The sequence below is a fragment of the Streptomyces sp. CA-111067 genome, assembly GCF_050956065.1.
Taxonomy (GTDB): Bacteria; Actinomycetota; Actinomycetes; order Streptomycetales; family Streptomycetaceae; genus Actinacidiphila.
Window position 1 is genome coordinate 8709124 of the sequence record NZ_CP192103.1, and the last position, 12569, is coordinate 8721692.

At 72.5% G+C, this 12569-nt stretch carries 8 protein-coding genes; 6 read left to right on the top strand and 2 right to left on the bottom strand.

The window, feature by feature from the left end; all coding sequences use genetic code 11:
• The first annotated feature begins 95 nt into the window (after positions 1 to 95).
• From ACQPW6_RS38300 to ACQPW6_RS38325, 6 genes are all read left to right on the top strand, one after another.
• Positions 96 to 2312, top strand: a complete 2217-nt coding sequence (locus ACQPW6_RS38300; RefSeq protein WP_433894334.1) for a GDSL-type esterase/lipase family protein — start codon at positions 96 to 98, stop codon at positions 2310 to 2312.
• Positions 2309 to 6307: a sugar-binding domain-containing protein gene (locus ACQPW6_RS38305; RefSeq protein ID WP_433894335.1), complete on the top strand. Its 3999-nt coding sequence runs from the start codon at positions 2309 to 2311 to the stop codon at positions 6305 to 6307. Before ACQPW6_RS38300 ends, ACQPW6_RS38305 begins: the two co-directional genes overlap by 4 nt.
• Before the next feature lie 101 nt (positions 6308 to 6408).
• Complete coding sequence (locus tag ACQPW6_RS38310; protein ID WP_433894336.1) at positions 6409 to 7875, top strand: DUF5010 domain-containing protein; 1467 nt, start codon at positions 6409 to 6411, stop codon at positions 7873 to 7875.
• Positions 7857 to 8021 (top strand): carbohydrate-binding domain-containing protein, encoded by a 165-nt coding sequence (locus ACQPW6_RS38315; protein WP_433894337.1) that lies wholly within the window; start codon positions 7857 to 7859, stop codon positions 8019 to 8021. Before ACQPW6_RS38310 ends, ACQPW6_RS38315 begins: the two co-directional genes overlap by 19 nt.
• 115 nt (positions 8022 to 8136) lie before the next feature.
• Entirely contained in the window at positions 8137 to 9078 is a 942-nt protein-coding gene (locus ACQPW6_RS38320; RefSeq protein ID WP_433894338.1) for an NAD-dependent epimerase/dehydratase family protein, read from the top strand.
• Positions 9075 to 9995, top strand: a complete 921-nt coding sequence (locus ACQPW6_RS38325; protein WP_433894339.1) for an RNA polymerase sigma-70 factor — start codon at positions 9075 to 9077, stop codon at positions 9993 to 9995. The genes ACQPW6_RS38320 and ACQPW6_RS38325 overlap by 4 nt, the downstream gene beginning before the upstream one ends.
• On the opposite strand, the gene ACQPW6_RS38330 is transcribed toward ACQPW6_RS38325, so the two are convergent.
• The gene (locus ACQPW6_RS38330; protein ID WP_433894340.1) at positions 9992 to 10441 is read right to left on the bottom strand and encodes a hypothetical protein; all 450 of its coding nucleotides are present in this window, start codon (positions 10439 to 10441) and stop codon (positions 9992 to 9994) included. The genes ACQPW6_RS38325 and ACQPW6_RS38330 overlap by 4 nt on opposite strands.
• A gap of 108 nt (positions 10442 to 10549) precedes the next feature.
• The gene (locus ACQPW6_RS38335) at positions 10550 to 12499 is read right to left on the bottom strand and encodes a glycoside hydrolase family 30 beta sandwich domain-containing protein (RefSeq protein ID WP_433894341.1); all 1950 of its coding nucleotides are present in this window, start codon (positions 12497 to 12499) and stop codon (positions 10550 to 10552) included.
• Positions 12500 to 12569: the final 70 nt, after the last annotated feature.

Sequence of the window (12569 nt, forward strand, 5' to 3'; positions counted from 1 at the left end):
CAGAGCACCAGACGGAAGTGCGCAACGTGACCTTGTGAACTCGCTCCACGCCGGCCGTCTCCTCCCGCCGGCCCGAACCAACCGGAGGCAGTCCTATGGCCTTGACCAGATCGTTCCTCATAGCGGGCGCCGCGACCTGCGCGATGCTCGCCGCCGGCGCCGGCGCCGGCGTCGGCGTCGGCGGCAGTGCGGCGGCGAGCGGCCCGCACGCGGTCGGAACATGGGCGGCCAGCCCGATCCAGGGAGCCACCAGCTCGACATGTCCCGCCGGACCCGGCGGGCTCACCGACCAGACCGTGCGCGACATCGTCTTCGCCGCCGTCGGCGGCGACCGGGTGCGGGTGCGGCTCAGCAACGTGTTCGGCACGGCGCCGCTCACCGTCGCCTCGGCGTCGGTGGCAGTGGAGGGGAGCGGGGCGGACACCGTGCCCGGCACGATGCGCGCGCTGCGCTTCGGCGGCGCGCGGAGCGTCACGATCCCGCCCGGCGCCGAGGTGAGCAGCGACTGGGTGGGCCTCAAGGTCCGCCAGCTCCAGAACCTCGCGGTGAGCGCCTACGTACCGCACCTGGACGGTCCCGCGACCTTCCACACCGAAGCCCACCAGACCAACTTCCTCTCCGGTACTGGCGACTTCGCGACGGAACCCGGCGCCGCCGCGTTCCCGACGACGATGTCCTGCTGGATGTTCGCCGACGGCGTGGACGTCGTCCCTTCGACCTCCCGGCTCGCTGGCTCGGTCGTGGCGTTCGGCGACTCCATCACCGACGGGTCCGGGTCGACTAGCGGCACCAACCACCGCTGGCCGAACTACCTCGCCGGCCGGCTTGACGCCCTGCCGGGGCGCACCCTGTCAGTGGTGGACGAGGGAATCGGCGGCAACCGGGTGCTCAGCGACGCCGGCACCTCCGGCGTCAGCGCCCTGTCCCGGTTCGACCGCGACGTGCTCGCCCAGCCGGGCGCCCGCGACGTCATCCTCCTCGAAGGCATCAACGACATCGGCCAGAGCGACATCGGCACCACCCCCAAGGTCACGGCGGCCGACCTGATCGCCGGCTACCAGCAGCTCATCGACCGGGCGCACGCGGCCGGCCTGCGGATGTTCGGGGCGACGCTGACGCCGTTCAAGGGCGCCGGCTACTGGTCGGCCGAGGGCGAGGCGACACGCGACGCGGTGAACCGCTGGATACTCGGCAGCGGCGCCTTCGACGGCACGATCGACTTCGCCGCCGCGACCGCCAGTCCGGAGGACCCGCAGGTCTACGACCCCGCCTATGACAGCGGCGACCATCTGCACCCGAACGAGGCCGGCTACCAGGCGATGGCGCGGACGGTGGACACGTCCATGCTGGTGAACCCGCTGAACCAGCCCGAGCCGGTCAGGCAGACGCTCGGCGCGCAGTCGGTCGGCCTGTCCGCGCCGCACATCGTCGCCCCGGGCGCGGGGACCCGGGCGACGACGACCTACACGAACAACGGCGACCTGCCGGTCGAGCATGTCCAGGTCGGGCTGACGGCGCCGGCCGGGTGGACGGCGCGGGCGACCAGCCGCTCGTCGTTCGCCGTGGTGCCGCCGCACACGTCCGTACGCACGACGTGGAGCGTCGGCGTGCCAGCGGGCACCGCGCCGGGGCATTTCGTGACGAGCGCCGTCGCCTCCTACCGCTGCGCCTCGGGCACCGGCACCGCGGCCGCGCCCAGCGACATGAGCGTGCCGTTCCCGTCGCTCGCCTCCATCATGAACAACCAGGGCGTGACCGATGACGCGGACCCGTCGGCCGGCGCGTTCGTGGACAGCGGCAAGACGTACTCGGCTCAGGCGCTGGCCGCGGTGGGAGTGCGGCCGGGACCGGTGACCTATGCCGGTACCTCCTTCACCTGGCCCGCCGCCGGCAACGGACAGCCGGACAACGTCGAGGCCAACGGCCAGGTCGTGGCGTTCAGCGGATCGGGCGACTCGCTGGCCTTCCTGGGCGCCGCCGCCAGCGGCACTCACGGCGGCACCGGCACCGTCTACTACACCGACGGCAGCAGCCAGCCGTACTCGCTGTCGTTCTCCGACTGGTGGACCCCTGCGGCCACCGACCAGGTAGTGGCCACGGCGGGCTATATCAACGCGCCGACCGGCCGCTTCGACCACACCGCCGACCTCTACTACGCGGCGGTGCCGTTGCAGGCCGGCAAGACCGTGCAGGCCGTCGCCCTCCCCGCCACCGGAACCTCCCCGAGCCCCGGCCTGCACATCTTCGCGATGGCCACCACGCAGTCTGCGCCCGACCAGACCCCGGACGCCGCCCATGGAAGGACGTCATGAACAACGCCCCAGAAACGCCCGGTTCGGCCCTCGTCCCGACCCGCCGGCAGGTGCTCTCGCTCGGCGCGGCGACCGCCGCCGCCCTGGGACTGCAACGCCTCGGCGTCGCACACGCCGACGCCCCCGGCCGGCCGGGCGGCCAGCTGGACGGCGCCCGGGTGCTCCAGTCGCTGAACGGCACCTGGGACTTCCTGCCCGCCGCGGCCGGCGCCGCCTACCCGCCGCCGGACACCGGCTGGGCCGGCATCCCGGTGCCCGCCGAGTGGAACATGAACTCCGGCCCGTTCGCGACCAGTTGGAACGCCTACGACCTCTTCGAGACGCCCGCCGACTGGAACGACGCCGACACCGCCTGGTACCGGCGGAGCGTCACCGTGCCGGCCAAGGCGAAGGGGCAGCGGATCGTGCTGCGCTTCGAGGCGGTCAGCTTCGAGGCCACCGTCTTCTGCAACGGCGTGCAGGTCACCTCCCACCAGGACGGCCTGCTGCCGTTCGAGGCCGACGTCACCGACCACGTCACCTTCGGCGCCGCGAACACCGTGCACCTGCTGGTGCGCTCGCCCGGCGCGGCGGCCCGCCAGCCGGACGGCTTCCACCACCCGGCCGGGTCGTGGTGGGGGCAGGAGGCGGCCGGGATCTGGCAGGACGTGTGGCTGCTGGCCCGCAACCCCGTCTCCGTCGCCGGCACCGCGATCGTCACCTCCGTCACGGACAAGAAGTTGACCGCCACCACCGACCTGCGCAACGACTCCGCCGCCGACGCCGCCGTGCGGGTGGAGCACACCGTGTGGGACGGCGCCCGCCAGGTGTTCCGGCTGAGCAGCCAGGTCACCGTGCCCGCCGGGGGCACCGCCACCGTGGCCGCGGCCACCGGCTGGCGCACCCCGAGGCTGTGGGGGCCGGACGATCCGCACCTGTACGAGCTGCGGGTGGACGTCCGCGGCACGGCGAACGGCCCGGTGCTCGACTCCGCCGTCGAGCGGTTCGGCTTCCGCGAAGTCACCGTGGACGGACCGGCGCTGCTGCTCAACGGCGAGGCGCTGATGCTGCGCGGCGACTCCTGGCACTACATGGGCTCGGTCCAGAACAGCCGCGCCTACGCCGAGATGTGGATGCGGATGGCGAGGGCCGCCGGCGTCAACTACATGCGGCTGCACGCCATGCCGTACCCGCCGGTCTACTACGACGTGGCCGACGAGCTCGGCATGCTGATCGTCGGCGAGTCCGGCATTTACGGCTCGTCGGGCAACTACGCCATGAGCGCCGACGACTTCTGGGCCAACTGCGCCACCCACCTCACCGACCGGGTGGTCCGCGACCGCAACCACCCCTCGATCATCGCCTGGAGCGCGGAGAACGAGATGCTCGCCGCCTTCGGGCAGAGCTGGGTGCCGCAGGTCGCCGCGCTCAAGGCGCCGGTGCTCGCGCAGGACACCACCCGCCCGGTGTACTTCGAGGGCGACGGCGACCCGCAGAGCATGGGCGACCTGCGCAGCACCCACTACCCGCTGGAGATCACCACCGGCAACACCGCGATACCCGAGTCCGGCCGCGCGCTGGCCCCCGGCCAGTCGCGCGGTGACGAATGGGACCGCAAGAAGCCGTTCCTGATCAGCGAGTTCAGCTCCATGTACTACGCCAACCCGTCCGACGTCAGCGCGATCGGCGGCCCGGCGGCATACGCGGACCTCGACGGGCTGTGGTCCGCGCACGCGCTGACCCTGCGCGCCCAGATCGAGGGCTTCCGGTACGCCGGGATCACCGCCATCTCGCCGTGGAACACCGTCTGGTACGGGATGCGTCCGCTGCCGTTCAACGGCACCTCGGTGCCTGCCGCAGACCCCACCGGGTCCGGGCCGCGGCTGAAGCGGGTCGGGCCGTACGCGGCCACCCTCAACCCCGGCTTCCAGCGCGGTCTGCCCGACTACGCGCCGAACCCGATCCACGACGCGGTGGCCCGGGTCTTCCAGCCGGTCGCCGCGCTCGCGCTGGACTACCGCACCCACTACTTCGGCGGGAGCACCCTTTCGAAGGACCTGATGGTCTGCAACGACACCTCCAGCACTGCCACGTTGACAGTCGGCTGGACGCTCAGCGGCCGGGGCATCCCCACCCGCAAGGGCTCGGCGAGGACCACCGTGGCCGCCACCGGGCGCGGCACCGTCACCGCGAAGCTGGCGCTGCCGAAGGTCGGCAGGCCCACCGCGGCCACCTTGCGGATCAGCGTCACCGGCGACGGACGCTTCACCGACGAGATCGCGCTGACCCTGTACCCGGCCGCCGCCGCGAAGCTCGGCTCCCCGCTGAAGGCGGCCGTGCTGGAGGGGACTTCGGGCGGCCCCACCACCCAGGCGCTGACCGCGCTCGGCGTCACCGCCAGGACCGTCACCGGCTTCGCCTCGCTGCCCGACCCCGCCTCCGGCGAACTGCTGGTGGTCGCCGAGGGCGCGGACCCGGCCGCGACCACCGCCGACGGCGCCGCCGTGGCCGCCTTCGCCGCGGCCGGCGGGCAGGTGCTGATGCTCGCGCAGACCGCGTTCCCGCAGATCCTGCCCTGGCCGCAGTTCACCACCGGCAGCCCGCAGACCGTCACCCATGTCGCCGCGCCGCACCACCCGGTGCTCGCCGGGATCGGCGCCGACGACCTGCGCTGGTGGCAGACCGGCGACGAGACCGTCACGTCCAGGGTGCTGCTCAAGCCCCGGTTCGGCAGCTTGCTCTCGCTCGCCGACTCCGGGCCCGCACTGGTCGGCACCGCGCTGGCCGAGGCCAGGTTCGGCAAGGGCCGCTATCTGGTCTGCCAGTACCCGGTGGTGGCCGCGCAGGCAGCCGAGCCGATCGCCGCCGCGCTGCTGCGCAACCTGCTCCGGTATCTCGCACGACCGGCCGTGCCCACCGGCCGGTTCGGGGTGCTGGCCGCCGACGACAAGAGCGCGGCCGTCGTCACCCTGAAGGCCGCCTCCGCCGACCTCACCGTGCTCACCGCGATCGACACCGGCGGCCTCGCGGCCCTGGACGTCCTGCTGGTGGACGCCTCGGCCGGCAACGAGGCACCGCTCGCGTCGCTGAAGGCGGCGGCCACCGACGTCACCGCGTGGACCAAGGCCGGCGGCACCCTGTGGATCAACGGCGCCACCCCGGACACGCTGCCTTCCGTGGCGCCGTTCCTGCCGCAGGGCGCGAAGCTCGACCCGGTCGACGCCGACCACACCCACGGCGCCGTCGTCACCGGCGACTCGCCGCTGACCAGCGGTCTGAACAACGCCGACCTGGACCGGCCGGGCGCCGGCGCCGCACTGGTGTCGTTCACCGTGCGGGCGAAGGGCGGGCACAGCGCCGTGGACACCAGGGCGGTGGCCTGGACCCTGTTCAGCGCCGGCAACGAGCAGACCAAGTACGGCAAGGCCGCACACAGCACCCTCGGCTTCACCGCGGGCAGCGCGCTGTGGCAGACGGCCGCGGGCAAGGGCTCGGTGATCGTCGACCAGCTGCTGTGGGCCGACAAGAACGCGCTGCCCGCGCAGGTCGGCCTTGCCTCGCTGCTGGCCGCCAACACCGGAGCCGCCTTCGCCGCCGGAGCCGGCTCGGGCGAGCTGCCCACCGACGGCTGGAAGGGCTTCACCAACCCCGCCGCCGGCAACCCGGGGGACGCCTACGACCGCAATCCCAGCACCCGCTGGACCTCCGCCGCGCTCCGGGAGCCGGGCATGTACTACGGCCTCGACCTGGGCGCCGCGCACATGCTCGACAAGATCGTCTGGGACGCCTCCGCGTCGAGCGGCGACGCCCCCAGCGCCGCCGACCTGCTGGTCTCCACCGACAACACGACCTGGACCACCGTGCTCAGCCTCCCCGACACCACCCCGTACACCACGGGCGGTGTGATGACCCTGAGCTTCGGGCCGGTGGAGGCCCGCTACTTCAAGGTCGTCAACACCAAGGCCGCCGGCAAGTACCTGTCCGTGCACGAGATCTACGTCTACGAGACGCGGTAGCTTCCCACCAGCCACCGCCGTCCCCCACCCCCCATGCACCCCATCCCCCCACCCGGCCGGCCCGGACCCCGCGTCCGGGCCGGCGAAAGGACATGAATCCCATGTCACACGCCATACCCGCCCGCCGAGGCCGCCCTTGGCTCCCGCTCGGCGCGGCCGTCACGGCCGCCGCCCTCTGGTGGGCCTCGCCGGCCGCCGGCTGGGGCGCCTCCCACACGGACGCCGCCTCTGCCGCCGTCGTGGACACCGGAGGCGCCACCCTGTCGCACCGGGGCGCCGGCACCACCGGGGCCCTCGGCGTCACCTTCGGCTTCGAGGACCGCACGATCAAGGGCGGCCCGTACGACAACCAGGGCAACCAGATCTACAACCTCCCGATGTACGACGCCGCGAAGTCGTCGGCCGCCGACTTCTGGCTGAGCTCGGTCGAGCAGCTGGTCGCCGCCGGGGTGGACTACGTCGCCGTGGACACCCGCGGCTACCTCCCCGGCAGCGCCGTCCCCAACCAGGGCGGCGACCCGCGGGCGCTGACCGACCTGGTCGCCGCGATCAGCAAGGCCGGCGCGGCGGGCAAGCTGAAGATCGCGGCGTTCGACGACATCCCGGCCTCGATGACCGACAAGAAGAACCAGGTCAAGCACCACTCCGGCGGCTACGCGCCGCCGTTCGACATGGGGGACACCACCGGAGCCGGCGAGGGCGGCTACCAGTACCTGTGGGACAACGACCTCAAGGCGTTCTACCAGGCGGTGCCCGACAGCATGCTCTACAAGGTCAACGGGCAGCCGCTGGTCTACCTGTGGTCCGACAACTCCTTCGCGTTCAGCAACCAGGGCAACGGCAACTCGGCCCGGCTGCTGACCTACGTACGCGGGCAGGCGCAGGCGCAGTTCAAGGAGAACCCGTACTTCGTGGTGGACCAGTCCTGGGTCAAGAACGACCCGGCGGTGTCCTCGGTGGCGAACGGCCAGGACGGCTGGTTCGGCGTCCCCAGCCCCACCTACACCAACATGACGCTGAACGGGACGACGACCGGCGCCACCGTGCCGAGCTTCCACTTCGTCAACGGCTCGTCCAATATGGTGATCGACCCGGCCCACGGCCAGACGTTCGTCAACGACCTGGTGAACACCGTCGGCAAGAACGACGCGCTCACCCTCGTCGAGGGCTTCACCGACTGGCCGGAGAACGCGGCGCTGTGGCGCACCGAGAACGCGCCCTACGCCACCACCCAGCGCGACTACCCGGGCCAGGACATCAACATCCTGCGGCGCTACTCCAGGACGCCCTTCCCGGCGACCAGCACCGTGCAGGCCGAGACCGCCGACAGCGTCGGCGACAGCACGCCCGCCAACACCCTCGGCGTCTACCGCGACGACGCCCTCGACGTCCAGACGACCGGTGACACCGGCGGCGGCTGGAACGTCGGCGCCATCGCCACCGGCGAGTGGGAGCAGTGGAACGAGGTGCCGATGCAGGGCACCCAGAACCTGAAGGTGCGGGTCGCCAGCCCGCTCACCGGGGCGCAGGTCCGCTTCGTGGGGACGGCGTGGCCGGACCGACGGTGAACGTCCCGACCACCGGAGGCTGGCAGACCTGGCAGACCGTCGACGCCGGCACGTTCCAGTTCAACGCCGGCACCTACCACACGGTCAGGCTCGAATACGTCAAGGGCGGCCTGAACGTGAACGACTGGCAGGCGGTCGCCCAGTAGGCATTCGCACCGGGCCGCCCACCGGCCCGCCCGCCGCCGATCCCGCTCCCTGACCTCACAAAACGCGGTGCTGCCTCGTCCTGGGTGGTGAAGGCACGTTTCCGGGATCAGGGAGATGATGGTCATGCGGGTGTTCGTGGCGGGCGGAGCCGGTGTGCTCGGGCAGCGGCTGGTGCCGCAGTTGGTGGCGCGGGGACACCAGGTCACGGCGACGACGACGAGCGCGGCCAAGCTGGAGCTGCTGGCGAAGCTCGGCGCCGACGGCGTGCTGATGGACGGACTCGACGCGCTGTCGGTCGGCGAGGCGGTGGCCAGGGCCCGGCCGGACGCGATCGTGCACCAGATGACCGGCCTCAGCCTCGGCCACGCCGGCAAGCCCGACCTGAAGCACTTCGACCGGTGGGCGGTGCCCACCATCCGACTGCGCACCGAGGGCACCGACCACCTGCTCGCCGCCGCCGAGGCGACCGGCGTGCCGCACTTCGTCGCGCAGGGCTACGCCAACTGGAACGGCATCAGGCAGGGCGGCTGGGTGAAGACCGAGGAGGACCCGCTCGACCTGCTCAAGGGCACCGCGGGCCAGAACTCGATGGCGGCGCTCCAGCACGTCGAGGAGGCGGTCGGCAGGGCCGGCGGCACGGTCCTGCGCTACGGCGGCTTCTACGGCCCCGGCGCCACCGACGACCAGGTCGAGCTGATCCGCAAGCGGCAGTTCCCGCTGGTCGGGAGCGCGGCCGGATACTCTTCATGGGTGCACCTGGACGACGCGGCGAGTGCCACGGTGCTCGCCCTGGAGCAGCAGGCGCGGGGCGTGTTCAACATCGTCGACGACGATCCCGCGCCGGCCGGCGAGTGGCTGCCGTTCCTCGCCGAGTGCGCGGGGGCCAAGCGGCCGATGCGGGTGCCGAAGTGGCTGGCCCGGCTGCTGGCCGGCGAGGTGGCGGTGATCATGATGACCGAGGGGCGGGGCTTCTCCAACGCCAAGGCCAAGCGGGAGCTGGGCTGGCAGCCGACCTACCCCTCGTGGCGGCAGGGCTTCAGGGAAGGGCTGGCATGAGGCCGGACGAGGAGTTCCAGGAGCTCCGGCCGCTGCTGTTCTCGATCGCCTACCGGATGCTGGGCAGCGTCAGCGAGGCCGAGGACGCGGTCCAGGAGAGCTGGCTGCGCTACGAGTCGTCCCGCACCCCGCCCGCCTCGGCCAAGGCGTTCTTCTCCGCGGTGGTCACCCGGATCTCGATCGACGTGCTGCGGTCGGCCCGGGTGCGGCGCGAGGAGTACGTCGGGCCGTGGTTCCCCGAGCCGCTGCTGACCGACCCCTACCAGGACCCGGAGCGCTCGGCGGAGCTGGCCGACTCTGTCTCGATGGCGGCCCTGCTGCTGCTCGAACGGCTCAGCCCGCTCGAACGCGCGGTCTTCGTGCTGCGCGAGGTGTTCGGTTTCAGCTTCCGGGAGGTCGCCTCGGCGGTGCAGCGGTCGGAGCCGGCCTGCCGGCAGCTCGCGATGCAGGCCCGCCGGCACATGGAGGCCGGCCGGCCCAGGTTCCAGGCCGACCGCAAGGAGCGCGACGAGCTGGCCGGACGGTTCTTCGACGCCTTCAAGGAGGGCGACGTGGACGGGCTGCGGGAACTGCTGGCCGCCGATGTCCTGCTGGTCGGCGACGGCGGCGGCAAGGCACCGCAGTGGAAGAGCGCCATCCTCGGCGTCGACGACGCGATCAAGGTGTTCGCCGCGCTGATCCAGCCGTTCTTCCGGATCGGCGGCATCCTGGAGGTCCGCCAGGTCAACGGGCAGCCGGGCGCGGTCTTCCGCGACCGGGACGGCAAGGTGGTCAACACCTGGACGCTGGACATCTACGACGGCCGGATCCAGACGATCCGCTCGGTGATCAACCCCGACAAGCTCGCGCACGTGGGCCCGGTCGCGGACGCCTGGGCGGTGGTCCGCGAGACGACCCGCTCCGGCCGGGACACCTAGCAGAACAGCGGCAGGCGGTCGGCGTCCGCGCCGAGCAGTTCGCGTTCCGCCGCGGTCAGCGGGATCCGTCCGGTGGCCTTGCGGGCGTGGAGGGCGTCGTCCCGGCCGGCCACCGGCACCGGCCGGCCGAGCAGCCCGTCCAGCGCTCGGCGAACCTCGGCGAGCCCGAGCACGGACGGGCCGGGCGCGTCGGGCAGCGACCCCGTCAAGTCCAGGTGGTGGACGGTGGCCTCCACCGCGAGCCTGCGCAGCAGGTCGGCGCCCCGCAGCGCGTGGCCCTGTGTGCCGACCACCTGACCCGGCTCCACCCCGGAGCCCGCGTGCACCATCGCGGCGGCGGTCTCCAGGTACAGGCCGCGCAGCTGCCCCGGTTCGAGGAACGTTCCGGCCACCACCCGCGCGACCGGCCCGGCGGAGCTGAGGACGCCGGCCCCGTCACGTTCCATGCCGTCCGTGATCGGGTCGGCGCCCGCCGGGACGGAAGGGTGGGGGAGATGGGGAAGGGCCGGCCCCGTGCCCGGCCCTCCCCGGCTCTGCGCGCGGTGAAGCGCGGTTCAGCGGTAGAGGCGGATGTCGGCCAGGCTCCACCAGCTGCCGGCCGTGCCGGTCTGGGTCACCCGCAGATAGCGGGCGCTGGTGGTGCGGCGCAGATCGACGCCGGTGAGCTGGCCGGTGCCGGCGCCTGAGGCCACATCGGACCAGTGCGTGCCGTCGTCGCTGACCGAGAGCCGCCAACCGCGCCCGTAGTCACCGAGGTTGTCGCCGCTGTCGAGGGCGACCTGCCGGAACGCGGTACGCCTGCCGAGGTCGAGCTGCACGTACTGGCCGGGGGCCTGGGCGGCGCCGCTGGTCCACCTGGTGGTGCCGTCGTCGTCGGTGAGCACCGCGGCCGGGCCCTGGCCGGCGGGGGAGGCGGTCGCGGTGGCGCCGCTCAGGTCCAACTGGTGGGCGGTGGAGCGCAGTTGATCCGAGGCGGGCCAGGTGAAGGTGGCGAGGGCACCGCCGGGCAGCGTGTAGTCGAAGGACCGGCCGCCGACCGCGACGGTGAAGGAGTGCGGGTCGTCGTTCTCGTTGTGGACCACGAGGGCGGTGGAGCCGTCGGGGTTGCGGAAGGCGACATCGGTGAGCTGGCCGTTCCAGCCGGTGGCGCCGTAGCTGGTACTGGCGATCCGGACGGCGCCGGGTTTCACGAACTTCGACAGGTGGCCGATCGTGGAGTACTCGGCGTTGGTGGTGACGGTGCCGTCCGGACCCACTGTGAGCAGCGCCGTGCAGGTGTCGCAGCCGCCGTTGTGCGGACCGCCCGCCGGGTCGAGGGCGAGGTTCCAGTCGGCCACGGACTTGGCCCAGTTGCGGGTGGTGCCGACCGTGATGGTGCGGGCGTGCCAGGTCAGGGTGCCGCGGAAGATCTCGGCGGGGGTGTCGGTGGCGCCGTGCGAGCCGGAGCACTCGGTGAACCAGATCCCCTTGTCGGGGTGGGCGTCGTGCAGCGCGCTCTGCGCGCTCGGGTCGCCGGAGTAGCAGTGGTAGGCGGTGCCCGCCACCCACTTGGCGGCCGGGCCGTCCAGGATCTCGTACGGGTAGTCGGTCTGCGGGTCCTCGCCGAGCCGCTCGGCGGTGGCGATGTCGTCGGGGTGCGTGGTCCAGTTGTGGTCGTAGGCGAGGATCTTGGTTCCGGGGCTCGCCACCCGCAGCAGCGGGCCGAGCGCCTCGATGACCTTGGCCTCCTGCTGGACCGGCAGGTCGGTGCCCGGATACGCGTTCGGCGCCCGGTTCTGCGGCTCGTTCTGGACGGTCAGGTAGTCCACCGGCACATCGGCCGCGCGATACGCCTGGACGAACTTCACCAGGTAGCGGGCGTAGGCCTGGTAGACCGCCGGGTCGTCCTTGAGGTGGCCGCCGACCAGCGAGTCGCTGTCCTTCATCCAGGCCGGCGGGCTCCACGGCGTGGCCAGCACGGTCAGTTGCGGGTTGAGCCGCTCGGCCTGCCGCAGCAGCGGGAGGATCTGCTGCTGGTCGTGGGCGATGCTGAAGTGCCTGAGCCCGAAGTCGGTCTGCCCGGCGGGCATGTCGTCGTACGTGTAGTGCGCGGCCGCGGCGGTGAAGTCCGATGAGCCGACCGGCTGGCGCAGGAAGCTGATGCCGATGCCCTGCCGGGGGTCGAACAGCTTGCGCATCGCGGAGTCCCTCGCTGCGCCGGGCAGTCGGCTCAGTACGGCGGCGGAGGAGTCGGTGAGCGCGCCGCCGAAACCGTCCATCCGCTGGTAGGTCCGGCTGGGATCGACCGTGATCGTGGTGAGGTCGGACCCGCCGGAGCGGAAGGCGACGGGCTGCTGCGGGCTCAGTTGCTCGCTGTCGTCGGCGGTGGTCAGCCAGACCGAGGCCCGCGGCGCCGGCGGCGGGCCTGGGCGGTGGTGGGCCGGCCCGGTGGTCGCGGTGGCGGGCAGGCAGCTCAGACACAGTGCGGCGGCCGTGAGCCCCGCCGCGCCGAGTGCGCGTCTCATGGGTGGGTCTCCTTGCTGACGTGGGCGGCGGCACCAGCCGTGAAACGATGTGAAACACCGCAGAAACCAA